At 69.4% G+C, this 23,113-nt stretch carries 23 protein-coding genes and 1 other RNA gene; 10 read left to right on the top strand and 14 right to left on the bottom strand.

Annotated features, from left to right (window positions below):
* Positions 1-3 precede the first annotated feature (3 nt).
* From ssrA to prfB, 8 genes are all read right to left on the bottom strand, one after another.
* Positions 4-372, bottom strand: a transfer-messenger RNA (tmRNA) gene (gene ssrA / locus G6N60_RS08650).
* Positions 373-456: 84 nt separating this feature from the next.
* Positions 457-1,308 carry an EamA family transporter gene (locus G6N60_RS08645; RefSeq protein WP_163743677.1) on the bottom strand — a complete coding sequence of 284 codons (852 nt, stop codon included), beginning with the start codon at positions 1,306-1,308 and terminating at the stop codon, positions 457-459.
* Positions 1,305-1,805 carry an SsrA-binding protein SmpB gene (gene smpB / locus G6N60_RS08640; RefSeq protein ID WP_163735294.1) on the bottom strand — a complete coding sequence of 167 codons (501 nt, stop codon included), beginning with the start codon at positions 1,803-1,805 and terminating at the stop codon, positions 1,305-1,307. Before smpB ends, G6N60_RS08645 begins: the two co-directional genes overlap by 4 nt.
* Before the next feature lie 2 nt (positions 1,806-1,807).
* Complete coding sequence (gene ftsX, locus G6N60_RS08635; protein WP_163735291.1) at positions 1,808-2,701, bottom strand: permease-like cell division protein FtsX; 894 nt, start codon at positions 2,699-2,701, stop codon at positions 1,808-1,810.
* Positions 2,702-3,391, bottom strand: a complete 690-nt coding sequence (gene ftsE, locus G6N60_RS08630; RefSeq protein ID WP_163743675.1) for a cell division ATP-binding protein FtsE — start codon at positions 3,389-3,391, stop codon at positions 2,702-2,704.
* Between the two features lie 41 nt (positions 3,392-3,432).
* Entirely contained in the window at positions 3,433-3,996 is a 564-nt protein-coding gene (locus tag G6N60_RS08625) for an Rv3103c family proline-rich protein (RefSeq protein ID WP_163735288.1), read from the bottom strand.
* On the bottom strand, positions 3,993-5,003 hold the full coding sequence (locus G6N60_RS08620; RefSeq protein WP_163735285.1) for a mechanosensitive ion channel family protein: 1,011 nt from the start codon (positions 5,001-5,003) through the stop codon (positions 3,993-3,995). Before G6N60_RS08620 ends, G6N60_RS08625 begins: the two co-directional genes overlap by 4 nt.
* Positions 4,993-6,099 (bottom strand): peptide chain release factor 2, encoded by a 1,107-nt coding sequence (gene prfB / locus G6N60_RS08615; protein ID WP_163735283.1) that lies wholly within the window; start codon positions 6,097-6,099, stop codon positions 4,993-4,995. Before prfB ends, G6N60_RS08620 begins: the two co-directional genes overlap by 11 nt.
* Before the next feature lie 127 nt (positions 6,100-6,226).
* Here prfB and G6N60_RS08610 point away from each other — a divergent pair, with 127 nt between their 5' ends.
* Positions 6,227-7,600 carry an FAD-dependent oxidoreductase gene (locus G6N60_RS08610; RefSeq protein ID WP_163735280.1) on the top strand — a complete coding sequence of 458 codons (1,374 nt, stop codon included), beginning with the start codon at positions 6,227-6,229 and terminating at the stop codon, positions 7,598-7,600.
* A 15-nt stretch (positions 7,601-7,615) separates the two neighbouring features.
* Here the strand turns inward: G6N60_RS08610 and G6N60_RS08605 are convergent, their stop codons facing one another.
* Together G6N60_RS08605 and G6N60_RS08600 are read right to left on the bottom strand one after the other, a co-directional pair.
* Positions 7,616-8,023, bottom strand: coding sequence for a PPOX class F420-dependent oxidoreductase (locus tag G6N60_RS08605; RefSeq protein WP_163735277.1), 408 nt, complete (start codon positions 8,021-8,023; stop codon positions 7,616-7,618).
* 43 nt (positions 8,024-8,066) lie between these two features.
* Complete coding sequence (locus G6N60_RS08600) at positions 8,067-8,444, bottom strand: hypothetical protein (protein ID WP_163735274.1); 378 nt, start codon at positions 8,442-8,444, stop codon at positions 8,067-8,069.
* A gap of 23 nt (positions 8,445-8,467) precedes the next feature.
* Here G6N60_RS08600 and hisN point away from each other — a divergent pair, with 23 nt between their 5' ends.
* The 5 genes from hisN (at position 8,468) to G6N60_RS08575 (ending at position 13,209) form a co-directional block, all read left to right on the top strand.
* A complete protein-coding gene (gene hisN, locus G6N60_RS08595; protein ID WP_163735271.1) occupies positions 8,468-9,271 on the top strand; it encodes a histidinol-phosphatase in 804 nt (267 codons plus the stop codon).
* A gap of 48 nt (positions 9,272-9,319) precedes the next feature.
* Positions 9,320-9,466 (top strand): hypothetical protein, encoded by a 147-nt coding sequence (locus G6N60_RS08590; protein ID WP_163735268.1) that lies wholly within the window; start codon positions 9,320-9,322, stop codon positions 9,464-9,466.
* Between the two features lie 111 nt (positions 9,467-9,577).
* Positions 9,578-10,930, top strand: a complete 1,353-nt coding sequence (locus tag G6N60_RS08585; RefSeq protein ID WP_163735265.1) for an acyl-CoA dehydrogenase family protein — start codon at positions 9,578-9,580, stop codon at positions 10,928-10,930.
* Positions 10,931-10,972: 42 nt separating this feature from the next.
* The gene (locus tag G6N60_RS08580) at positions 10,973-12,181 is read left to right on the top strand and encodes an acyl-CoA dehydrogenase family protein (RefSeq protein WP_163735261.1); all 1,209 of its coding nucleotides are present in this window, start codon (positions 10,973-10,975) and stop codon (positions 12,179-12,181) included.
* Between the two features lie 29 nt (positions 12,182-12,210).
* Positions 12,211-13,209, top strand: coding sequence for an acrylyl-CoA reductase family protein (locus G6N60_RS08575; protein ID WP_163735258.1), 999 nt, complete (start codon positions 12,211-12,213; stop codon positions 13,207-13,209).
* Between the two features lie 34 nt (positions 13,210-13,243).
* Here the strand turns inward: G6N60_RS08575 and G6N60_RS08570 are convergent, their stop codons facing one another.
* The gene (locus tag G6N60_RS08570) at positions 13,244-14,164 is read right to left on the bottom strand and encodes an esterase family protein (RefSeq protein WP_276028490.1); all 921 of its coding nucleotides are present in this window, start codon (positions 14,162-14,164) and stop codon (positions 13,244-13,246) included.
* A 313-nt stretch (positions 14,165-14,477) separates the two neighbouring features.
* Between G6N60_RS08570 and G6N60_RS08565 the strand changes: the two genes are divergently transcribed.
* The gene (locus G6N60_RS08565) at positions 14,478-15,686 is read left to right on the top strand and encodes a CaiB/BaiF CoA transferase family protein (RefSeq protein WP_163735251.1); all 1,209 of its coding nucleotides are present in this window, start codon (positions 14,478-14,480) and stop codon (positions 15,684-15,686) included.
* Between the two features lie 12 nt (positions 15,687-15,698).
* On the opposite strand, the gene G6N60_RS08560 is transcribed toward G6N60_RS08565, so the two are convergent.
* From G6N60_RS08560 to G6N60_RS08550, 3 genes are read right to left on the bottom strand one after another with little or no spacing between them, the layout of a single operon-like run.
* Positions 15,699-15,938 carry a hypothetical protein gene (locus tag G6N60_RS08560; RefSeq protein ID WP_246240474.1) on the bottom strand — a complete coding sequence of 80 codons (240 nt, stop codon included), beginning with the start codon at positions 15,936-15,938 and terminating at the stop codon, positions 15,699-15,701.
* 36 nt (positions 15,939-15,974) lie between these two features.
* Positions 15,975-18,821 carry a helix-turn-helix transcriptional regulator gene (locus tag G6N60_RS08555; RefSeq protein WP_163735245.1) on the bottom strand — a complete coding sequence of 949 codons (2,847 nt, stop codon included), beginning with the start codon at positions 18,819-18,821 and terminating at the stop codon, positions 15,975-15,977.
* Positions 18,822-18,867: 46 nt separating this feature from the next.
* Positions 18,868-21,483 carry a LuxR family transcriptional regulator gene (locus tag G6N60_RS08550; RefSeq protein ID WP_163735242.1) on the bottom strand — a complete coding sequence of 872 codons (2,616 nt, stop codon included), beginning with the start codon at positions 21,481-21,483 and terminating at the stop codon, positions 18,868-18,870.
* 137 nt (positions 21,484-21,620) lie between these two features.
* Here G6N60_RS08550 and G6N60_RS08545 point away from each other — a divergent pair, with 137 nt between their 5' ends.
* From G6N60_RS08545 to G6N60_RS08535, 3 genes are all read left to right on the top strand, one after another.
* The gene (locus G6N60_RS08545; protein ID WP_163735239.1) at positions 21,621-22,157 is read left to right on the top strand and encodes a YceI family protein; all 537 of its coding nucleotides are present in this window, start codon (positions 21,621-21,623) and stop codon (positions 22,155-22,157) included.
* 1 nt (position 22,158) lies between these two features.
* A complete protein-coding gene (locus tag G6N60_RS08540; RefSeq protein ID WP_372511009.1) occupies positions 22,159-22,563 on the top strand; it encodes an Rv3143 family two-component system response regulator in 405 nt (134 codons plus the stop codon).
* Positions 22,564-22,734: 171 nt separating this feature from the next.
* Positions 22,735-23,109 carry an NADH-quinone oxidoreductase subunit A gene (locus G6N60_RS08535; RefSeq protein WP_163735233.1) on the top strand — a complete coding sequence of 125 codons (375 nt, stop codon included), beginning with the start codon at positions 22,735-22,737 and terminating at the stop codon, positions 23,107-23,109.
* The last annotated feature ends 4 nt before the right edge of the window (positions 23,110-23,113 follow it).

Here is a 23,113-nt window from a genome sequence, read left to right as displayed (position 1 = left end):
AACCGGTGGAGCTGCCGGGAATCGAACCCGGGTCCTACGGCATTCCCTCGAGGCTTCTCCGTGCGCAGTCCGCTATGTCTCTACTTGGATCTCTCGGTCACGCAGACGAGCCGAGATGACGATCCCAGTCGCTGTTTGATGTCCCCGTACGTCCCGCGACCGGACGTATAGGTTTGTCCCTCTAGATGACGCCAGGCTCCGGGTCGAGGGCACTCCCGGTCTGACGGACACACCGTCGCTTAGGCAGCGAGGGCGTAGTCGCGCTGATTGGAATCGGCGCTTAATTGGTTGCAACGACGCTTACGGTGGTCATTTGCCTGCACCGGCACGCTTCCCTTGATTCGATGCGCGAAGTCGAAACCGTTCAGCCCCTCGCGCCCTGCCGAACTTCAGCAGGAAGGTCGATTCTACCCACCTATCTGACAACGGCCACCCATTTTTCATTCCCGACGCGCGCTACCCCACGGCGATCATCGCGACGGCGGCCAACGCCAGCACCATGCCCGTCGCCTGCCAGCGCGTCACCCGCTCCTTGAGCACCAGCAGCGCGAGCCCCACCGTGGCGGCGGGGTAGAGCGAGATCAGCACGCTCGTCAGCGACAGCAGTGAGGCGTGCAGGGCCAGGAGCATCGACACGTTCGAGACGGTGTCCAGGGCCCCCGCCGCCAAGGCGAGCCGCAGCGGCACCCCCGACGGCGGCGCCAGGTTTGCGGTGGCCGTCGCGATGACGACGACCACCACGGTGGCCGACGCCCGCGCGAACACGAGCGGCCACAGGCCCGCGTCGTGCGGCGCCTGGTGGATGAGCACGAAGTTGAGACCGAACGCCAAACCCGAGCCGAGCGTCAGCCATGCCACCTTCGCGGTGAAGCGGTGTGGTCGCTGGTCGTCGGCGTCGGGGCTCTCGCGGCTCACCAGCACGACCGCGACGAGCGCGAGGGCGATGCCGACGCACGCGACGCCGCTGGGCCGCTCACCGAGCAGCACGGTGCCGACCACGATCGGCACGGCGGATACCAGGACGGCAGTGAGTGGGGACACCAGCGACATCGGCCCCGCGGCCAGCGCGGCGTAGAACCACCACACCCCGAAGGCCTGACTGAACCCGCACAGCGTGCCCCACACGACGGCCGGCGTCGACACGTGACCGCCGACCACCGTCGCCAGCACGGTCAGCAGCGTCAGCGCCACCGGATAGGACACCAGCACCACCCGCAGCGCGGGCACCCGCCGCGAGGCGATGCCTCCCACGAAGTCGCTGATGCCGTAGCCGAATCCGGACGTCAGGGCGAACAGGACCCCGATCAGGTCATGCCCTTGGAGCGCCTACCCAATTCGCGGGTGATCTCGCGTTCGGCGTCACGCTTGGCCAGGCTCTGACGTTTGTCGTGCGCCTGCTTGCCGCGGGCCAGCGCCAACTCGACCTTCACCTTGCCGTCGAGGAAGTACAGCGACAGCGGCACCAGCGACAGGTTGCCGTCCTGAATCTTGCCGATCAGTGTGTCGATCTGGCTGCGATGCAGCAGCAGCTTGCGGTTGCGTCGCGGCGCGTGGTTGGTCCACGACCCGTGGTGATATTCGGGAATGTGGACGTTGCGCAGCCAGATCTCGCCGTCGTCGACGGTGGCGAACGCGTCGGCCAGGGAGGCCTGGCCATCGCGCAGGGCCTTGACCTCGGTGCCCATCAGCGCGATGCCCGCCTCGAAGGTGTCGAGGATCGAATAGTTGTGGCGCGCCTTGCGATTCGTGGCGACGACCTGGTTGTTGCGGGACTTCTTGACCTCCGCGGCGGACTTCTTGGCCACCGCTAGCGCCGCACGTACAGCCGCAGGGTGACGTACCCCGTCACACCCGCCATCGCGACACCGAGGAACAGCAGGATCGGCGCGATGTAGAGGATGTCGGCGTAGTCGATCCTGGCGATCAGGTTCGCTTGATAGAACTGGTCGAGCGCGCGTTCGAGGAACAGCGCGCGCACCAGGATGAGCCCGATGATCGAGATCACCACCCCGATGAACGCGGCCAACATGGCCTCGACGAGGAAGGGCAGCTGCGTATACCAGCGGCTCGCGCCGACCAGTCGCATGATGCCCACCTCCGTCCGGCGCGTGTAGGCCGCGACCTGAACCATGTTGGCGATCAACAGGATTGCGCCGATCGCCTGTACCAGCGCCACCGCGAAGGCCGCGGCGCTCAGCCCGTCGAGGACCGCGAACAGACGGTCGATGAGCTCCTTCTGGTTCAGCACGTTGAGCACCCCCGGCTGATTCTTCAACGCATCGTCGAAGGCCCGGTGTTGCTCAGGGTCGTCGAGCTTGACCACGAAAGAGGCTGGGAAGGCGTCCTTTCCGGCCACGTCCTTGTACTGGGGGAACTTCTTGATCGCGTCGTCGTAGGCGTCCTGCTGATTCAGGAACCGCACCGACTTCACGTCATTGCGGTCCTCGATCTGCTTGCGCAGCGCCTTGCACGGGTCGACGTTGCACGACGGGTCGTTGGCGGACACGTCGTTGGTCAGGAAGACCTGGCTCTCCACCCGGTCCAGATAGATGTTGCGGGAACTGTCGGCCAGCCGGACGACGAGCAGTCCACCGCCGAACAGGCCGATAGAGATGGCGGTCGTCAAGATCATGGCGACCGTCATCGTGACGTTGCGACGAAGCCCGGTCAGGACCTCGTTGACGAGAAAGCCGAAGCGCACCTAGCGATCCATTCCATAGACACCGCGTTGTTCGTCGCGGATGAGTCGTCCCAGCTCCAGTTCGATGACTCGCTGGCGCATCGAGTCGACGATGTGATGGTCGTGGGTCGCCATCAACACCGTCGTACCGGTGCGGTTGATCCGCTCGAGCAGATCCATGATGTCCTTGCTGGTCTCCGGATCGAGGTTGCCCGTCGGCTCGTCGGCCAGCAGCACCAGCGGCCGGTTCACGAAGGCCCGCGCGATCGCGACCCGCTGCTGCTCGCCACCGGACAGCTCGCTGGGCAGCCGATTGGCCTTGCCGGACAGCCCCACCATCTCCAGCACGTCGGGCACGACGCGGTTGATGACGTCCGAGCGCTTGCCGATCACCTCGAGCGCGAAGGCCACGTTCTCGAACACCGTCTTCTGCTGCAGCAGGCGGAAGTCCTGGAAGACGCAGCCGAGCACCTGACGCAGCCCGGGGATGTGCCGGCTCGCCAACTTGTTGACGTGGAACTTCGACACCCGGATGTCACCGTGGGTCGGGGTGTCCTCGGCGAGCAGCAGCCGCATGAACGTCGACTTGCCCGATCCGGACGGCCCGATGAGGAACACGAACTCACCCTTGTCGATCTTGAGCGAGACGTTGTCCAGAGCTGGCCGTGCCGAGGATTTGTACTGCTTGCTCACGTGGTCGAGGGTGATCATCACGGCACGCCAGTGTAGCCGGATGGCCTCCGAGCCCCGGACTACCCGGGTGGCAGAGGGAACGGAGCCGGCAATCCCACGCCGGGCGCGACGGTGGTCGTCGTGGTCGTCGACGTGCCCGACCGGTTCGGCACCGGTATGCCCGGCGACGTCAGCGGGGTCTGCGTGACGGTCGTCGGCGGCAGCGGCCCCGGGCCGTCGGGATCGACGATCGTGGTCGCCGTCGGCGGTCCGCTCGTCGAGGGCGTCGTGCTGGGCCCCGAGGTGGACGTGGTGGACGTCGGGCTCGTCTCCGAGGTCGTCGTCTCGGTCGTGGTGGGCGTGGTCGTCGGCGTGGACCGGTACGTCGTGCGCGGAGCGGTCTGCACGTTGGTGCGCGGCACCCACGTGTACTCCGGGTCTGGCATGAAGCCCGGTGGCACGACCTGGGTGGCCTCGGGCGCGGCGGGCGGGGGCGGCGCGGGCTGGTAGGTGTTGTGCACCCAGGACACGACGATGAACGCCAGCACCAGCGCGGCGGTCGAGGTGCGGATCCGGCCGTTGACGAGGTAGGCCGGCCAGCCGCGGTCGGTGCGCCTGCGGGTCACCCAGTTCCAGAAACTCATGGCAGGTCCTGCGGGTCTTGGCCGCCGTCCGGGCGGGCGTCGGCCTGCCGGGCGGTGGCCGGCGCGGCCTCGGACGGGGTGACCACCGCCGGACTGGGAATCGTGTTCACCGACGGCGACGTGTCCGCGGAGGTGACGATGCCGGCGCGGATCAGACCGGCGACCACCAGGACGCGGATCCGGCGGCCCACCTCGAACTGCTTGCCGGGCAGGGTGCGCGCGACCATCCGCAGGTTGACCGTCTCGACCTCGATGCTCTCCACGCCCATCACCTGCGGCGCGTCGAGCAGCAGCTTGCGCAGGCTCGGGTCCTTCATGGCCGCGTCGCTCACCCCGCGCAGCACTTCGTCGACCCGGGTGAGGTCGGCGCTCGTCGGCACCGGGATGTCGATGACGGCGCGGGCCCAGTCCTTGGACAGGTTCATCGTCTTGACGATCTGCCCGTTGGGGATGGTGAACACCTCCCCCTCAGTGGACCGGAGCTTGGTGACGCGCAGCGTGACGTCCTCCACGGTGCCCTCGGCGGGCAGGGCGATGCCGGCCACGGTCAGCGCGACGAGGTCACCGAAGCCGTACTGCTTCTCGGTGATGATGAAGAAGCCCGAGAGCAGGTCCTGCACCACCCGCTGCGCGCCGAAGCCCAGCGCCGCGCCGAGGACCGCCGCCGGCGCCACCAGCGAACCGACCGGCACGGCGAGGACGTCGGTGATGTCCACGGCGACCACGACGAACAGCACGGCGATCGACACCCAGGAGATGACCGACGCGACGGCTTGGCGGTGCTTGGCACTCTCCGTGCGGACGATCTGGTCGGTCTCCTGGAAGTCGGCGTCGATGCGCCTGGTGACCTTCTGCGCGGTCCAGTTGATGAACCGCGCGGCGAGCACCGCGAAGATCACCAGCAGGGCGATCTTCAATCCCCGCGTGAGGATCCACGCGCCGATCTCCCCGCGCCAGAAGTCGTGCCAGCTTTGGGACCACTCGCCTGCTGAATATCTAGTCGTCATCTTTCCTATTGCGCCAACGGATCCCGGCTTCCAGGAATCCATCGATGTCGCCGTCGAGTACTGCTGCGGGATTTCCGACTTCGTATTCGTTGCGGAGGTCCTTGACCATTTGGTACGGGTGCAGCACGTAGGAGCGCATCTGATTGCCCCACGAGCTGCCGCCGTCACCCTTGAGCGCGTCCATCTCGGCGCGCTCCTCCAACCGCTTGCGCTCCAGGAGCTTTGCCTGCAGCACGCGCATCGCCGACACCTTGTTCTGCAGCTGCGACTTCTCGTTCTGACACGTCACGACGATGCCGGTCGGGATGTGGGTCAGCCGCACCGCGGAGTCGGTCGTGTTGACCGACTGGCCGCCGGGACCGCTGGACCGGTAGACGTCGACGCGGACGTCCCCGTCGGGGATGTCGATGTGGTCGGCGGTGTCGACGACGGGCAGCACCTCGACGTCGGCGAACGAGGTCTGCCGCCGGCTCTGGTTGTCGAACGGGCTGATGCGGACCAGGCGGTGGGTCCCCTGCTCGACCGACAGCGTGCCGTACGCGTAGGGCGCGTGCACCGCGAAGGTGGCGCTCTTGATGCCCGCCTCCTCGGCGTAGGACGTGTCGAACACCTCGACGCCGTACCCGTGCTTCTCCGCCCAGCGGACGTACATCCGCATCAGCATCTCGGCCCAGTCGGCGGCGTCGACGCCACCGGCCCCCGACCGGATGGTGACGACGGCCTCGCGCTGGTCGTACTCCCCGGAGAGCAGGGTCCGCACCTCCAGGCCGGCGATGTCCTCGCGCAGCTTCGCCAGTTCGCCGTCGGCGTCGGCGAGGTCGTCGGCGCCGCCCTCCTCGGCCGCGAGTTCGTACATCACGGGGAGGTCCTCGAGACGCGAACGCAGCTCCTCGACGCGGCGCAGTTCGCTCTGGGCGTGCGACAGATCGCTGGTGACCTTCTGGGCGTGCGGCTGGTCGTCCCAGAGCTTGGGATCGGACGCCTCGTCCTCGAGTGTCTTGATCCGATCACGCAGACCGTCGACATCGAGCACGCGCTCCACCGTCGTCAAAGTGGTGTCGAGTGCTGCGATGTCTTCTTGCCGGTCGGGATCCACGGGAGTTCAGGGTACCGACCGCCCGTCCGGGCTAGCATCGGCTAGGTACCCAGGCCGACGATGTCGACGATGTCGCGACAGCCCCTTGCGCATCGATGGCACGAGACGGCTTCCCGTCGGAAGGTCCATGCCCTTGCATCCGTATCGCGTCGCCATCGTTGGTTCCGGTCCGTCCGGCTACTTCGCGGCCGCCTCCCTGCTGAAGTATGCGGACTCGATGGAGGGCTCCGACGAGCCACGGGACGTCCGGGTCGACATGCTGGAGATGTTGCCGACGCCGTGGGGCCTAGTGCGTTCGGGCGTGGCCCCCGACCATCCGAAGATCAAGACGATCAGCGCCCAATTCGACAAGACCGGCAGCGATCCACGGTTCCGCTTCTTCGGCAACGTCAGGGTCGGTGAGGACGTGCAGGCCGAGGAACTGGCCGAGCGCTACGACGCGGTGATCTACGCCGTCGGCGCGCAGTCGGACCGCCCGCTCGGCATACCCGGGGAGGATCTGCCCGGCAGCGTGGCCGCGGTCGACTTCGTCGGTTGGTACAACGCCCATCCGCACTTCGAGGAGATGACGCCGGACCTGTCGACGGGACGCGCCGTCGTGGTCGGCAACGGCAACGTCGCACTCGACGTCGCGCGCATCCTGGTGAGCGATCCCGATGCGCTCGCGAGCACCGACATCGCCGATCACGCGCTGCAGTCCCTGCACACCAGGGGCATCGAGGAGGTCGTGATTCTCGGCCGCCGCGGCCCGCTGCAGGCCACGTTCACCACGATGGAGCTCCGCGAACTCGCCGACCTGGAGGCGATGGCCGACGTGGACGTCATCGTCGGTCCCGCGGACTTCGACGGCATCACCGACGAGGACCTCGACGCGGCAGGCAAGACGGTCAAGCTCAACGTCAAGGTGCTGCGCGGGTACGCCGAGCGGCCACCGCGAGGGGCCAAGCGCCGCATCGTGTTTCGCTTTCACACCTCGCCCATCGAGATCAAGGGCGACGGTGCGGTCTCCTCGATCGTGCTCGGGCGCAACGAGTTGGTGAACGACGGCGGCCGGCTGGTGGCCAAGGACACCGGGGTGCGCGAGGAGCTGCCCGCCCAGCTGGTGGTGCGCGCCGTCGGCTACCGCGGTGTGCCGACGCCGGGGCTGCCGTTCGACGAGCGTTCGGGAACCATTCCGCACACCGACGGCCGCATCGACGGCCGCCGCAACGAATACGTGGTCGGCTGGATCAAGCGCGGCCCCTCGGGCGTCATCGGCAGCAACAAGAAGGACTCGCAGGAGACCGTCAACACGGTGTTGGCCGACCTCATCGTCGCCGGCGAACTGCCCGACGCCACCGACGATCCCGCCGAGTGGCTGCTGTCGCGGCAGCCGAAGATCGTCACCGACGACCACTGGAAGCTCATCGACGCCCACGAGCGCGGCGCGGGCGAACCGCACGGCAGGCCACGGGTGAAGTTGGCGAGCCTGGCGGAGATGCTCCGCATCGGGCACGCCTGACGACGATGGACGCGGCTATCCGCCGGGGGGCGGCGTGACCTTGTCGGCCTCGATGGTGACGAGCAGGCGCGTCTCGTTCGGGTTGCCGCTGAAGTTGGGGTACGGGATGCCCAGGTACTTGTGCGAGATCTCGTCGATGCTCTCCCGGCCGCCCTCGGTGGTGGTCTTCACGACCCGACCGCGCACCGCGTAGAACCGCGCGACGTCGTCGGGGTCGACGACGTTGACCGCGACGCGCGGGTCGCGCGCGATGTTCCTCGCCTTCTGCATGCCGTCGACGATGTTGATGACGACGTTCTCGCCGTCCGTGGTCACCCAGGTTTCGGTGAGCTGGGGTGAGCCGTCGGGCATGAGGGTCGCGATGAAGCAGGGGCTGGGACGGTTGAGCAGGTCGAGCAGGCCGGCGGGCAGCGGTTCGGACATGGTTGCGGCATACCCGTTTTCGACGACGCCGCGCGTCCGTCGCCTAGGTGAGCTCGGTCGCCGACGGCGGAGGGGGCGGAGGCGGCGGCGCGTCGGTGGGAGCGAAGCCCCACTTGTCGGGATTCTTCGGCGAGTACACGACCGGCAGCAGCTGACCGATGGCCGGCGAGGCGCCCACGTTCATCACCATCCGGCTGTAGACCTCGTGCTCGCGCACGGTCGGGCCGTTGATGACACCGGTGATCGTCACGTTGTGCGACCCATTGGACTCTGGACCCGCGGCGACGCCGGTGACCAGCAGCGTGCCCTGCGCGGGCTGGGCCCCCGGACCGCCGAGGCCACCTCGCCCTCGTCTGATCCTCGGTGCCAGGAGCAACACGATGGCACCGACGATGAGCAGCAGCACGACGAATTCGAACACCCCGCCATGGTAGGACTGCAGCCATGAGCACAGTCGCCGACGACCTCAGCCTTGCGCTCCAGATGGCCGACGAGGCCGACGCGCTGACGCTCGACAGATTCGGTGCGCTGGATCTGCGGATCGACACCAAGCCCGACCTGACGCCGGTCACCGACGCCGACGAGTCCGCAGAAGAGCTGCTCCGCGGCCTGCTCGTGGCGAACCGACCGGACGACGCGGTGCTCGGCGAGGAGTTCGGGGGGACGGCTGCGTTCGCGGGCCGTCAGTGGGTGCTCGACCCCATCGACGGCACCAAGAACTTCGTCCGCGGCGTCCCCGTGTGGTCGACCCTCATCGCCCTGCTGGAGGACGGCGTGCCGACGGTCGGGGTCGTCAGCGCCCCGGCGCTGGCGCGGCGCTGGTGGGCGGCCACCGGCGAGGGCGCCTTCGCCTCCTTCAACGGCACCACCCGGTCCATCGCGGTGTCCGGCGTCGCCGACCTGGACGCGGCCAGCCTGTCCTACTCCGACCTCACGACGGGTTGGGAGGACCGTCGCGACCGCTTCGTCGAGCTCACTGACGCCGTCTGGCGCACGCGCGGCTATGGCGACTTCTGGTCCTACTGCCTGCTGGCCGAAGGGGCGATCGACGTGGTGGCCGAGCCCGAGGTCAAGCTGTGGGACCTGGCGCCGCTGGACGTCCTGATCCGCGAAGCCGGTGGCCGATTCACCAACATCGACGGCGCACCGGGACCGCACGGCGGCAGTGCCGTGGCCACCAACGGCCTGCTGCACGACGAGATTCTGGCCAGGCTCGCGCTGCCGTCGGCCAATGGCACGAAAGAGTAGGGAAACCCCCGATTCATCGGACCCAGGTTTTCTCTACGGTCGTGAGCCATGAAGAAGACCTTGATCGTGACGGCGGCCGCCGTGGCCGGGTTCGGCGCCGCGCTGGTGGCTCCGTCGGCGGTAGCTGACCCGCGGGTCAGCGTGCCATTCGTGCCCGTGACCGTGCCGGTGGAGCCGCCGATCACGGGAAGATGAGCGCAGGCCCCGGGGCCGCCGGGGCGTGACGTAGGTAACACCGGATACCGACCTTACTCCAGAGTAAGATACGGTCATGAAGCACTGCCCCGACGACGTGAGGCTGCCGACATGACCCATACATCCGAGAGCGCCGTAGGCCTACAGAAGTACGAGCGCTCCCCCACCGGCGTCGCCCTGGCGCTACTGACCCCGCTGCTCGGGCAGGAATTCCTGGACAAGTACGGGCTGCGCAAGTCCTTGAACCGCGGTCTGCGCTCGGGCGTGAAGACGGCGTTCTCGGCCATGGCCGCGTCGAGTCGCACCTTCAAGCGGGTGCAGAACACCGGCAAACCGCCCACCCGCCTCAAGCCCAGTGGCGCTGACTACTTCGACCTGACTCCCGACGACGAGCAGAAGATGATCGTCGAAACGGTCGCGGAGTTCGCCGAGGAGTTGCTGCGGCCCGCCGCCCACGACGCCGACGCCGCCCTCACCTATCCCGTCGACCTGGTCGCCAAGGCCACCGAGCTCGGCGTCACCGCGATCAACATCCCCGAGGACTTCGAGGGCATCGCCGCGCACCGGAGCACGGTCACCAACGCGCTCGTCGCCGAAGCGCTCGCCTACGGGGACATGGGTCTGGCGCTGCCGATCCTCGCGCCCGGCGGCGTCGCGTCGGCACTGACGCACTGGGGTAGCGCCGACCAGCAGGCGACCTACCTGCCCGAGTTCGCCGGTGAGAACGTTCCGCAGGCCTGCGTCGCCATCGTCGAACCGCACGCCCTGTTCGACCCGACGGCACTCAAGACCGTCGCCGTCCGCACCCCGAGCGGCTACCGCCTCACGGGCGTCAAGTCGTTGGTGCCCGCGGCTGCAGCGGCCGAGCTGTTCGTCATCGGCGCGCAGCTCAACGGCAAGCCGGCGCTGTTCATCGTGGAATCCTCGTCCGCGGGCCTGACGGTGAAGGCCGATCCCAGCATGGGCGTGCGCGCGGCGGCTCTGGGCCGCGTCGAGCTCAACGACGTCGCGGTCCCGCTCCACAATCGACTCGGCGAGGACGAGGCCGGCGACGGCGACTACTCCCAGGCGATCGCCCTGGCCCGATTGGGTTGGGCCGCGCTGGCAGTCGGCACGTCGCACGCGGTGCTCGACTACGTCGTGCCCTACGTCAAGGAGCGCGAGGCGTTCGGCGAGCCCATCGCCCGCCGGCAGTCCGTGGCGTTCATGTGCGCCAACATCGCCATCGAGCTGGACGGGCTCCGGCTCGTCACGTGGCGCGGCGCGGCGCGCGCCGAGCAGGGTCTGCCCTTCGCCCGCGAGGCCGCGCTGGCCAAGCGGCTGGCGACCGACAAGGGCATGCAGATCGGCCTGGACGGCGTGCAACTCCTCGGTGGCCACGGCTTCACCAAGGAACACCCCGTCGAACGCTGGTACCGCGATCTGCGCGCACTCGGCGTCGCCGAGGGCGTCGTCGTCCTCTGAGCCTCCCGCCACACGAAGAACTAGGGAACGGAAAACCCCGTCATGGCAATCAATCTCGAAATGCCGAAGAAGCTCCAGGCCGTCATCGAGATGGCACACGAGGGCGCCGCGGAGATGCTGCGGCCGATCTCGCGCAAGTACGACCTCTCCGAGCATGCCTACCCGGTCGAGCTGGACACCCTGGCCGACCTCTTCGAGGGGCTCACCGAGGCCAACACCATCTCGTTCGCGGGCACGGACGCCTTCCGCGGCTCGGACGGGCCGAAGGAAAACGTCAACGGCGCCAACATGTCTGCGCTCGTCAACGCGATCGAGATAAGCTGGGGTGACGTCGCGCTCCTGCTGTCGGTCCCGTACCAAGGCCTCGGCAACGCGGCCATCTCGGGCGTGGCCACCGACGAGCAGCTCGAGCGGCTCGGCAAGGTGTGGGCGGCGATGGCGATCACCGAACCCAGCTTCGGCTCCGACTCGGCCGCGGTGTCGACGACCGCCAAGCTCGACGGCGACGAATACGTCATCAACGGCGAGAAGATCTACGTCACCGCGGGCTCCCGGGCCACCCACATCGTCGTGTGGGCGACGCTGGACAAGTCGCAGGGCCGCGCGGCCATCAAGTCCTTCATCGTGCCGCGCGAGCACCCCGGTGTGACCGTGGAGCGCCTCGAGCACAAGCTCGGCATCAAGGCCTCCGACACCGCGGCGATCCGCTTCGACAACGCCCGCATCCCGAAGGACAACCTGCTCGGCAGCCCAGACATCCAGGTGGACAAGGGTTTTGCCGGTGTCATGGAGACCTTCGACAACACCAGGCCCATCGTGGCCGCGATGGCCGTCGGCGTCGCGCGCGCGTCCCTCGAGCAGCTCCGCAAGATCCTGACCGACGCCGGCGTGGAGATCTCCTACGACAAGCCCGCGCACGCCCAGAGTGCGGCGGCCTCGGAGTTCCTGCGCATGGAGGCCGAGTGGGAGTCCGGCTATCTGCTGACCCTGCGTTCGGCGTGGCAGGCCGACAACAAGATCCCGAACTCCAAGGAAGCCTCGATGGGCAAGGCGAAGGCGGCCAGGGTCGCCAGTGACGTCACGCTCAAGGCCGTCGAAATGGCAGGCACCACAGGCTATTCCGAAGCCACGCTGCTGGAGAAGTGGGCGAGGGACAGCAAGATCCTCGACATCTTCGAGGGCACCCAGCAGATCCAGCAGCTCGTCGTCGCCCGTCGGCTGCTGGGCCTGTCCTCCGCCGAGCTGAAGTAGCCGCGACCCGACGCGATAGCGTCGGTGTCATGGATGACTTTCAGGCTCTGGTCGCCCGACGGGGCGACGACGCGATCACCACGACGGTCGAGACGCTCACTGAGGCGGACCTGCCGCCGGGTGAGGTGACGATCCGGGTGGCGTACTCCAGCGTCAACTTCAAGGACGCGCTCGCGCTGACGCCGAAGGGCGGCGTGGTGCGCGACTACCCGATCGTGCCCGGTATCGACCTGACCGGCGAGGTGGTGGCCTCCTCGTCGGAGGACTTCGCCGTCGGTGACGCCGTCCTGGCGCACGGCTACGAGATCGGCACCGGTCGCCATGGCGGCTACGCCGAGTACGCCAGAGTGCCCGCCGACCAGGTCGTCGCGCTCGGTCCGCTATCGCCCTACGAGGGCGCCGCAATCGGCACCGCAGGCTTCACCGCGGCCATGAGCGTCCAGGCGCTCATCGCCCGCGGCATCGATCCCGAGGACGGGCCCATCGTCGTGACGGGCGCGACGGGCGGGGTCGGGTCGGTGAGCGTCGATCTGCTGTCGGCCGCGGGATACGAAACCGTGGCCTCGACCGGCAAGGCGGACGTGGCGGAGCGGCTGCGGGCGCTGGGTGCGGCCGACGTGATTCCCCGGCTGCCCGCCGACCCCGAGGCCACGCCTCGCCCGCTAGGTAGGACGCGCTGGGCGGGTGCGGTCGACTGCGTGGGCGGTGCCACCCTCGCCGACGTCCTGAGCACCGTCTCCTACGGCGGCGCAGTGGCCGCGAGCGGATTGACCGGCGGGCCGACGCTCAACACGACGGTGCTGCCGTTCATCCTGCGGGGGGTGGCGCTGCTGGGCATGGATTCGGTGCAGATGCCCATCGGCCCCCGGCGCGAACTGTGGGGGCTCCTCGGCGGCTCACTGAAGCCGCGGCGGCTCGAGCAGATCACCCACGACGTGGACGTCAAGGACGTCGTCGAGGTCATCGATCAGGTGCGGGCCGGAACGTTCTCCGGACGCGCGGTGGTGAAGGTGGCAGGCGGGTTCTGAGCTCGCGCGGAACCCGCCCGCCACCGTTCGACGATCAGAGCAGGTGGCTGATGAGGTCGGGCTTCATCTGCTGCAGCTGCGCACCCCAGTACGGCCAGTCGTGCGTGCCGTTGTCCGGGAAGTTGAACACGCCGTTCTTGCCGCCCGCGGCGATGTAGTTGTCCTGGAACGTCTTGTTCGTGCGGATGGTCAGGCCCTCCAGGAACTTGGCGGGCACGTTGTTGCCGCCGAGATCGCTGGGCGTGCCGTTGCCGCAGTAGATCCAGATGCGGGTGTTGTTGTTCACCAGCTGCTGGATGTTGACCATCGGGTCATTGCGCTTCCAGGCGCTGTTGGGGTCCTCCGTGGCGCCCCACATGTCGTTGGCCTTGTAGCCGCCCGCGTCACCCATCGAGATGTTGATCAGGAACGGCCACGAACCCTCCGACGGGTTCAGGAAGCCCGACAGCGACGCCGCGTACGGGAACTGCTCGGGGTGGTAGATCGCCAGGGTCAGCGACGCCGAGCCGGCCATCGACAGTCCGACGGCGGCGCTGCCCGTCGGCTTGACCTGCTTCTGCGAGGCGAGGTACGCGGGCAGCTCCTGGGTCAGGAACGTCTCCCACTTGTAGGTCTGGCAACCGGTCTTGCCGCACGCCGGCGAATACCAGTCGGAGTAGAAGCTGGACTGGCCGCCGACCGGCATGACGATCGACAGGCCGGAGTTCAGGTACCACTCGAAGGCCGGGGTGTTGATGTCCCAGCCGTTGAAGTCATCCTGCGCGCGGAGGCCGTCGAGCAGGTAGACGGCGGGCGAGTTGGGGCCGCCGCTCTGGAACTGCACCTTGATGTCGCGGCCCATGCCCGCCGACGGCACCATCAGGTATTCGACGGGAAGTCCGGGCTTGGAGAAGGCACCCGCGGTCGCGCTGCCCCCTACGGCGCCGACCATGCCCGGCAGCAGGACTACCGCCATGGTCGCCATGAGTATGCGGCGCGCCCAGCGCCCGAGAGATCGTTGAGCCAACATCTACGAATCCATCCAGTTCCTGGTACGGGTGAGCCGGCAGGGCCACCGTCAGCCGCGCCCGCGCCGCGTCAGCAGGCGGACCTGAGTTTTCATTTGTAGATACGCAGTAAAACATGTGGCTATCGTCACCAGCCACCCCAGCACCGATCAGACTAAGCCCCTTTGCCGTCAATCGACTGGCATTTGCCCGTGGGTGCGGCGCGTTTGCACAGTTCGACGGTCTGCACCGGCGCGACGGGCCGTCTGAAATGCTCAGGTGATGAACGAGTGCACGGGCCCACTGGACGGCATCCGCGTCCTCGAGGTCGGCACGTTGATATCGGGGCCGTTCGCCGGCCGTTTGCTCGGCGACATGGGGGCCGAGGTGATCAAGATCGAGCCGCCGGGTGCGCCCGACCCGCTGCGCACCTGGGGGCAGGCCGAGCTCGACGGCCACCACTTCTTCTGGACCGTGCACGCCCGCAACAAGAAGGCCGTCACGCTGAATCTGCGCGAGCCGCAGGGCCGGGAACTGTTCCTCGACCTCGTCGAGCGCTCCGACGTCGTCGTCGAGAACTTCCGGCCCGGCACCCTGGAGAAGTGGGACCTGGGCTACGAGGTCCTGCGCAGCCGCAACCGCGGCATCATCCTGGTGCGGGTGTCGGGCTACGGGCAGACCGGCCCGGAGGCACACAAGGCGGGATACGCCTCGGTCGCCGAGGCCGCCAGCGGACTGCGGCACATGAACGGCTTTCCCGGCGGACCGCCACCGCGGTTGGCCCTGTCCCTCGGCGACAGCCTCGCCGGCATGTTCGCCGTCCAGGGGGCGCTCGCCGCGCTGTACCGCCGGACGGTGACCGGCGACGGTCAGGTCGTCGACGCCGCACTCACCGAATCCTGTTTGGCCGTACAGGAATCCACGATTCCGGACTACGACGTCGGCGGCGTGGTCCGTGGGCCGTCGGGGACCCGGCTCGAGGGCATCGCCCCGTCGAACATCTACCCCACGGCCGACGGCAGCTGGGTCGTCATCGCCGCCAATCAGGACACCGTGTTTCGCCGGTTGTGCGGGGCGATGGGTCGCCCCGAGCTCGCGACCGATCCGCGGTTCGTCAACCATGTGGCGCGCGGCCGCAATCAGGACGAGCTCGACAAGATCATCGCCGCGTGGGCGGCCGAGCGGCAGCCCGCCGACATCATCGCCACGTTGGGCGCCGCCGGCGTAATCAGCGGACCCATCAACACCGTCGCCGAGGTCGTGACGGACCCGCAGCTGACCTCGCGCGGCATGATCGCCGACCACTGGGACGAGCGCATCGGCCGCAACGTCAAGGGGCCCGGCGTGGTGCCGGTGCTGTCGCAGACCCCGGGAACCATTCGCAACGCCGGCTCGGCCGAACCCGGCCAGCACAACGCGCAGGTGTACGGCGAACTACTCGGGAGGACCGCCGAGGAGCTCGCCGCGCTGCGTGCGGCCGGCGTGGTGTGACGGTTCGCCCGCTCAGGCGTTCTCCGCGATCCAGGTCGTGACCTGCGGGGTGAGTCGATGCGGCAGCGCTCCGGCCCGCGTGCACGTGCGCAGGACGCTCTCCGACGTCTCGGCCTCGAAGACGCCGTAGAGCGCGTCGTCGGAGGGCACCGATAGCGTGACGAGCAACCGGATCGGCGTGGTCTCCGCCGACAGCTCGGCGGCCATGGACTCGAGTAGGTGCGCGAAGCCGCTGACCGCGTGGTCGGTCATTCCGGTACGGCACCACTCGGCGAGGAAGCAGGGCATCTAGTCGTCTCCGTCCGTCGCCCGGTCGGGTCGCGGCTGATCGGCCTGCAGGCGACGGGCCAGTTCGACCCTGGTCCGCACGCCGAGCTTCCGGTAGCTGCGACCGAGGTTGGACTCGACGGTCTTGGGGCTGATGAACAGCGCCGCAGCGATGTCCTTGTTGCTCATCCCCGCCGCGGCGAGTTCGGCCACGCGCTGCTCGGACGCCGTGAGGTCCGGCTCCTGACCCCGCAGCACCTGGATGCGCGCGAGTTCGGCCGACGCCCGCGCCGACCAGGCGGGCGTGCCCAGTGCGTCGAACGTCGCCAGCGCGCCCTCGATCGTCGTCCTCGCGGCCTGCCGACGACGCAACCGCCGTTGCAGCTCCGCGAGCAGGAGCTGCGTGCGGGCGCGTTCGAAGGGCACGGTGTCCCCTTCGTGAGCGGCCATGGCGCGCAGGGCCGCTCGCTCGGCACCCGCCAGGTCACCCCGCGCCGCGAGCACCATGCTCCGACAGCGGGCGGCCGTCGCCAGCAGCCACGGGTGACGAAGTCTGGCGCCGTCGCGCTCCATGAGCTCGGCCAGCGCGTCCGCCTCGTCGAGGTCGTCCAACGCGACCATCGCTTCGATCGCGTCCGGAATGACGAAGTGCATGGTCATGTCGGAGTCCTCGGCATGCTGCCAATGGGACAGCAGCGGACGCAACACGCCGAGCCCCTGTTCGTAGTTGCCGAGGGACACCTCGAGGAAGCCGAGGACCACCGGTGGCCAGGTCGTTCGCCACCGCCCGTCGGGCAGCGCGGACTCGGCCAGCGCCTCCGCGATCTCGCGGCGCGCATCCTGCTCGCGCCCCGTGTAGGCCGCGGCGAGCGCCGCGGGCACCGCGGCCAGCACCCGGACGTGCATGCCGCCGAGTTGTGCTGCCCGCGTGCGCATTTCCTCGGCCAGCCGGGCGGCGTCGGCGTAGCGGCCCAGCCAGACGTCGACCATCGCGGCGTGGAATTGCAGCCACTGCACGTCGGGCTCGCTACCACGCGTGGCCGACTGTGCCAGCAGGGACCGCAACTTCGACTCGGATTCACCGAGCCGACCGAGCCACGCGGGGGCGACGGCGTCGACCGCGCTGGCGCTGAACGGCGCCGGGGTGGGCACGTCCCGGTCCTCCAACGCGATGGCGCGGTCGAGCGTGTGACGGTCGAGCCCGAGCCCGCGGCGGGTCCTGAGCGCGACGTGCACCGCGAGTGACTGGCTGATCAGGTGCGGGTCGCCCAACCGCTCGGCATGCGTGATCGCCTGCAGTGAATGCCGTTGCGCGACATCGTCATTGCCGAGTGACGACTGCACCATGGCGGAGCTCAGATGGGTGTGCAGCAGCGGCTTGGTCTGTTCGCCGGCGTCGGCCATCGCGTGCTGCAGCACCGTCGCAGCGGTCTCGAACTCACCGCGGCACATCAGCGTGGCCGCCACCAGCAGCCGGGCGCCGACGCGCGCACCGCCGGGGGCCAGGCCGGCGACCGCGGCCTCCGCCAGCGCCCTGGACCGGTCGAGATCGCCTGCGGACAGGTGAAACCGGGCGCCGGCCAGCCGTCGTGCCGGGGTGTCCCCGCCGAGCCCGATCGCCATCTCGACCAGCTCGGCCGCCGTCGTCGGATCACCCCCGCGGTCGACGGCGTCGGCGGCCTCGTCGAGGGCGCCCAGCGTGTCCGGGTCGGCGCCGTCGGCGGCCAGCGCCAGGTGCCGGGCGCGCTGCTCCTGCGTCGTCGCGAGATCGGCCAGCGCCCGGTGCATCTCGCGGCGCAGCTCCGGTGGCGCCTGACTGTGCACGCCGTGGGACAGCACCGGGTGGGTGAACCGCACCCGGTTGCCCTCGATGCTGACGACGCCCTGCGTCTCGGGTTCCTCGAGCAGCGCCACGATGCGGTCGACGGAGGTCGACGTCATCGCCGCCAACACGTCGACCGTCGGGTCCTGCTGGCAGGCCGCGGCGAGCAACACCCGTCCGACCTCGTCGTCGAAGTGGCCGACGCGCAGCCGGACGAGTTCGGCCAGCGCGGGCGTCAGGGCTGCCGGCGCGGGGCCGGAAACGCCTGCGATACTGGCCAATTCGAGAGCATAGAAGGGGTTGCCGCCGGACGTCTCGGCGATGCGCACCATGGTGGCGCGCGGAAACGGCCGTCCGAGCCGGTCGGTGATCAACCGCTGCAGCCGGCTCGGCTCCATCGGGCTGACGCGCAGGCGGGTGACGGCATCGGGGCTGTCGAGCACCAGCCAAGACGCCGCCCCGTCCGCGGTGGCGCGTTCGGTCAGGAGCACCCCGACCGGCCCCCGCAGGCGTCGCCCCGCGAAGGCGAGCAAGTCGCGCGTGGCGTCGTCGATCCACTGCACGTCGTCGATGGCGATCAACACCGGTGTCGCCTCGGCGAGCGCGTTGACGATCGCGGTAAAGGCCGCCACCACCGCGCGCCGATCGTGACCCCGGTCGTCCCCGCCGCGCCCCCACAGCGTCTGCTCCGCAGCCTGGCGCTGCAGCGTCGGCAGGGCCAGCAGGACCTCGGGTTCGACGTCCCCGATCAGCTGCGAGGCGACACCGAACGGGCGCTGCTGCTCGTCGCGGACCGCTCGCGCCGACAGCACTCGAAAGCCCGCCCGCCGGGCCTGTTCGGCCCCGGCGAGCCACGTCGTCGTCCTGCCGATCCCCGGTTCTCCCTCGATCAGCAGGCCCGCCGGTCGGCTGGCCGCCGCCGTCAGGAACGCCGTCATCCGCGCGGCATCGTCGGTCCCGTTCATCTGCACGCCCTTCGATCCCCGAGCGCCGGCAGCCGCGACCCACGGACCCGCGTGGCGGGGCTCGGCGGTCACCGGAGGCATGGCCCGACGGTAAGAACGACCGCACCCGCGCGTCACGCGTAGTGCACTACCTGTTTTTTGACGACGGCGTCACCGACGGCGCCGGCGAGGTGCCGACGGTCCGCGCCAGCGCGGAGCGATCCGGCAGGTCGAGTTTCACGCACGCCCGATAGACGTGGCCCTCGACCGTGCGGACCGACACGCCCAGCCGCTCCGCGATCGCCCTGTTGCTCAGGCCCTGGGCCACCTTGACCGCGACCTCGCGTTCACGACCCGTGAGCGGCAACGGGTTCAGCACCTCGTCGAGCGCGGGGGTCGCAGGCATGCCGCAGCGTCGGGCCAGCGCCCCGGCCCTGGCCCGAGCCGCGACCTCCGCGGTGCGGTGACCGCGCGCGCGGTGCGCGGCGGCGGCCTGCGCGGCGGCGTCGGCGGCGACGGCCACCATCCCGGCGGCCTCCAGCTCGACCGAGACCGCGTCGAGCGCGCCACCGTTGCGGTCGCTCAGCGCGCTGGCGTGGTCGATGCAGAGTCTGCCTGCGACACAGTCGACGTCGGCATTGATCCGACGTGCCGCGCGCAGTCCGGTGACGTCACCGAGGCGGACCGCCTCCTGGATGGCGCGCAGCGCGACGGCGGCCTGCCCGGTCTGCTCCGCCTCGCGCAGGGCCTCCCTGGCGGCCGCGACGGCGCCGGGCAGGTCGCGGCCCGCAGCGAGGGTCCACGCCCGCGCGAGCTCCAGTTCGGGTGCGTACATCCGCGAGCGCAGACCATGGGCGGCGACGGCGCGCTGCAGCGCATCGGCGGCCTCGGCAGCGCGGCCCTGCTGTCCGAGCGCCTGCGCCAGTCCCATCAGGGCCAGCGGGCCCCAGCTGTAGCCCGTGGAGGTCAACGCCGCTGCGGCGGAGAACAATACGGTGGCCGCCTCCGTGAACGCGCCTGCCGCCAGCAGTGTGTGACCGAACACCACCTCGGCGATCGCTCGGCCGGGCTGCTGAAATTCCGAGAAGGTCAGATAGTGCCGCGCCCGCTCGCCGGCGGCGGCGACGTCACCCGCCATGATCGCCGTCAGCGCCTGCCCGAAACCGATGGTGAAGCGCAGCAGCCCGGGGTGAGCCGCCTCGAGCCCGCGCACGGCGAGCCCCGGCACGTCGTCGAACCGACCGAGACGCGCACTCGACAGCGCCGCCGTCGCGGCCGACCACGCCACCGCAAGGTCCTGCGCCTGCGGCGATTCGAGCACGACGGAGGCCACCCGCACCGCGCGGTCGAGGTCACCGCAGTTCATCGCGAACGTCGCCGCGAGCGCATCGAGGGTGTGATACGCCGCGGGCTCGGAGATGCGCGACCGCATCTCGGCGAGGTAGGCCACGGCCTCCCCGGATTCCGACAGCATCCAGAACCTGTTGGCGGCCTTGGGAAGTGTCCACGCCGTCAGGTCCCACTGCGAGAGCGTCTCGGGATCGACCGGGGCGAGGACCGCGTCGGCATCGCGTCCGCGGCCCTGCCACGACAGCGCGTGCGCCAGCGGTAGGCGCGCGGACAGGGCGCCGGTCTGGTCGAGCGCGCCGCGGGCCAGCCGCTCGCCCAACGCGAGATCGCCCATCCGCATGGCCTCCCAGGACAGCGCGACGAGGTCATCCGGGTCCGGCGGGACGTCGCTGTCCAGCGCCAGCCCGGCGATGCGCAACCGACCGCCGAGATGGGTCGGCGCGGTCGCCGACAGCTGCGCGACGAGCACCTTGCGCAACCTGCGCGCGGCCAGCCGCCCCAGCCCGGACCGGATGCGCTCGGTGTAAAGCGGGTGAAAGGGGTGCACCAGCAGATGGCCGCCCTGATCGCTCGTCGTGACGACACCGGACGTCACGGCGCGCTCGAGCGCGTCGGCGCCGGCGACCTCGGCGAGGTCGGCCGCCGACAGCGGCTCCTCGATCGCCAGGAACTCCAGCACGGTCCTGACCTCGGGGTCCAGTGTGCGCAGGCGCTGGTCGATCAGGGTGGACAGCTCGGGGGTGAGCCGCATTTCGCCGCGCAGCTGCCAGACCCCCTCGACCTGCCGCAGCGAGCCCGCGTCGACCGCGGCCTCCACCAGGTGCCGCAGACACAGCGGGTTGCCCCGGCTCGCGTCGAACATCCGGGCCGCGCTGACCCCCTCGACGGGACCGCCGAGCACCTGTTCGAGGAGCCCCGCGGACTCGTCGGCGTCGAAGGGGTCGATCTCGCAGCGTTCGAGGACCCCGTCGCGCCACAGCGCGACGACCGCGTCGGGGCACGGCTCACCATGCCGCACCGTCAGGAGCAGTCGCGCCATGCCGCTCAGCGCGATCTGGTGGACGAGGGTCGCCGACAGCGTGTCGAGATGGTGCGCGTCGTCGACGACGAGGGTCAAACCCGTTGCAGCATACCGACGCAACGATTCCTGCGCCGCGCGCAACAGCGCGGCGGGCTCGTCGGCGCCGGCGAGTTCAACGAGATGGCTGAACGCGCCGAACGGGATGGCCGTGGCCGACTCGGTGGCCGAGACCCAGCGCGTCGCGACACCGGGGTGCTGCCTGCCGAATTCGCGGGCGACGGCCCGCGCCATCACCGTCTTGCCCACGCCGGGCGCGCCGACGAGCACCGCGCCGCGCCCGGAACCCAATGCGGATTCGAGCCGCTCGCGCGTCGCATCCCGCCCCGCCGTCATCCAGCGAACCCCCACCACATCGCGGATCCTAAGCCGGTCAGGGCCGACCCAGCAGCGGAACGAATGCCGCAACCCGACATTCGCGTCAATTTCGGCGCCGTCCTACGCTTGGCCGCAGAAAAACCTCGGGAGGACACATGACGAATCCGATCGACCACGCCGCGCCGGGCAGCACGTGGGCACTCGACCCCAAGCGGTCGACGCTGGCCTTCAAGGCCAAGTCGTTCTGGGGGGCGCTGCCCGTCAAGGGCACCTTCGGCACCGTCGACGGCGACGGCAGCGTCACCGCCGAGCGCACCGTCACCGGACGCCTTCGCGTCGACGCGGCGTCACTGTCGACCGGCATGGGCAAGCGCGACGAACACCTGCGCTCACCCGACTTCTTCGACGTCGAGAAATATCCCGAGATCACCGTCGAGGTCCACGGTGCGACACCCCGCGGGGCCGACGGCCTGGACCTCGACGCCACCGTCACCGTGAAGGGAACCGCGCGGCGACTCACGCTGCCCGCGACGGCGCGGCTGCTCGACGACGGCGCGGTCCGCATCGCGACCAGCGCCACGATCGATCGCGAGGACTATGGCGTGGACGGCAACCTCGTCGGCATGATCCCCAAGTCCACTCGCATCGACGGTGAAGCGGTATTCGCACCGCGGGGCGGGGCTGGGTCGTAGCATCGCCCCCGTGCCCGAAGCGCCGCTCGTGATCCTGGTCTACAGCGACAACGCGCGCACGCGCGATCGGGTCCGCACCGCCCTGGGCAGACGCGTCCACCCCGACCTTCCCGAGCTGCAGTACGTCGAGGTGGCCACGGCGCCGGTCGTCGTCACCACGGTGGACGCCGGCGGCGTCGACCTCGCGATCCTCGACGGGGAGGCCACCCCGGCCGGTGGCATGGGGCTGGCCAAGCAGTTGAAGGACGAGGTCGCCCACTGTCCGCCGATCCTGGTGCTCACCGGGCGGCCCGACGATGCGTGGCTGGCGTCGTGGTCGCGGGCGGAGGCGGCCGTGCCGCACCCCATCGATCCGATCCAACTGGGCGAGGCCGTGGCGTCCCTGCTGCGCTCGATCGCCACCTAGTCGACACGAAACCCGCTGGCGCGGTTCATCTCTCGCATCTGATTCGACGCGTGGGCCGACTGCGCAACTGATTCAGCGGGATGATTGCCAAAACGCGCCGGGCCGACCGTTAACGAGGCTAAGCTGTGTCGTAGCTCACATCGATAGCCCAACGAGGGAGCGGCCAGCGGCATGAACGCCTACGTACCCATCCTTGTCCTCGGGGCGATCGCGGCGGCATTCGCGGTCGGCTCGGTCGGCATCGCCCTGGTCATCGGGCCCAGACGCTACAACCGCGCGAAACTCGAGGCCTACGAGTGCGGCATCGAACCGGTGACCCCGGGCTCCCCCGGTGACCTGCAGACCGGACAGCGATTCCCGGTGAAGTACTACCTCACCGCCATGCTGTTCATCGTCTTCGACATCGAGATCGTGTTCCTCTACCCGTGGGCGGTCTCGTTCGACTCCCTCGGGCTGTTCGCCGTCGTCGAGATGGTGCTGTTCATGCTCACGGTCTTCGTCGCCTACGCCTACGTGTGGCGGCGCGGCGGGCTGAGTTGGGATTGAGCTG

Source organism: Mycolicibacterium madagascariense (assembly GCF_010729665.1).
Classification (GTDB): Bacteria; Actinomycetota; Actinomycetes; order Mycobacteriales; family Mycobacteriaceae; genus Mycobacterium; species Mycobacterium madagascariense.
Note: the sequence above shows the minus strand (reverse complement) of the source record. Positions and strands in the feature narration are given on the sequence as shown.

What these genes read in the sequence shown, in the direction of transcription:
- G6N60_RS08580 (WP_163735261.1), top strand. Translation starts at nt 10,973, where the DNA reads ATGGCAATCAATCTCGAAATGCCGAAGAAGCTCCAGGCCGTCATCGAG.
- G6N60_RS08625 (WP_163735288.1), bottom strand. Translation starts at nt 3,996, where the DNA reads ATGAGTTTCTGGAACTGGGTGACCCGCAGGCGCACCGACCGCGGCTGG.
- G6N60_RS08610 (WP_163735280.1), top strand. Translation starts at nt 6,227, where the DNA reads ATGCCCTTGCATCCGTATCGCGTCGCCATCGTTGGTTCCGGTCCGTCC.
- G6N60_RS08570 (WP_276028490.1), bottom strand. Translation starts at nt 14,164, where the DNA reads ATGGCGGTAGTCCTGCTGCCGGGCATGGTCGGCGCCGTAGGGGGCAGC.
- G6N60_RS08555 (WP_163735245.1), bottom strand. Translation starts at nt 18,821, where the DNA reads ATGCCTCCGGTGACCGCCGAGCCCCGCCACGCGGGTCCGTGGGTCGCG.
- G6N60_RS08545 (WP_163735239.1), top strand. Translation starts at nt 21,621, where the DNA reads ATGACGAATCCGATCGACCACGCCGCGCCGGGCAGCACGTGGGCACTC.
- ftsE (WP_163743675.1), bottom strand. Translation starts at nt 3,391, where the DNA reads ATGATCACCCTCGACCACGTGAGCAAGCAGTACAAATCCTCGGCACGG.
- hisN (WP_163735271.1), top strand. Translation starts at nt 8,468, where the DNA reads ATGAGCACAGTCGCCGACGACCTCAGCCTTGCGCTCCAGATGGCCGAC.
- G6N60_RS08620 (WP_163735285.1), bottom strand. Translation starts at nt 5,003, where the DNA reads ATGACGACTAGATATTCAGCAGGCGAGTGGTCCCAAAGCTGGCACGAC.
- G6N60_RS08535 (WP_163735233.1), top strand. Translation starts at nt 22,735, where the DNA reads ATGAACGCCTACGTACCCATCCTTGTCCTCGGGGCGATCGCGGCGGCA.
- G6N60_RS08605 (WP_163735277.1), bottom strand. Translation starts at nt 8,023, where the DNA reads ATGTCCGAACCGCTGCCCGCCGGCCTGCTCGACCTGCTCAACCGTCCC.
- G6N60_RS08565 (WP_163735251.1), top strand. Translation starts at nt 14,478, where the DNA reads ATGAACGAGTGCACGGGCCCACTGGACGGCATCCGCGTCCTCGAGGTC.
- G6N60_RS08575 (WP_163735258.1), top strand. Translation starts at nt 12,211, where the DNA reads ATGGATGACTTTCAGGCTCTGGTCGCCCGACGGGGCGACGACGCGATC.
- G6N60_RS08585 (WP_163735265.1), top strand. Translation starts at nt 9,578, where the DNA reads ATGACCCATACATCCGAGAGCGCCGTAGGCCTACAGAAGTACGAGCGC.
- G6N60_RS08550 (WP_163735242.1), bottom strand. Translation starts at nt 21,483, where the DNA reads ATGACGGCGGGGCGGGATGCGACGCGCGAGCGGCTCGAATCCGCATTG.
- G6N60_RS08590 (WP_163735268.1), top strand. Translation starts at nt 9,320, where the DNA reads ATGAAGAAGACCTTGATCGTGACGGCGGCCGCCGTGGCCGGGTTCGGC.
- G6N60_RS08560 (WP_246240474.1), bottom strand. Translation starts at nt 15,938, where the DNA reads ATGACCGACCACGCGGTCAGCGGCTTCGCGCACCTACTCGAGTCCATG.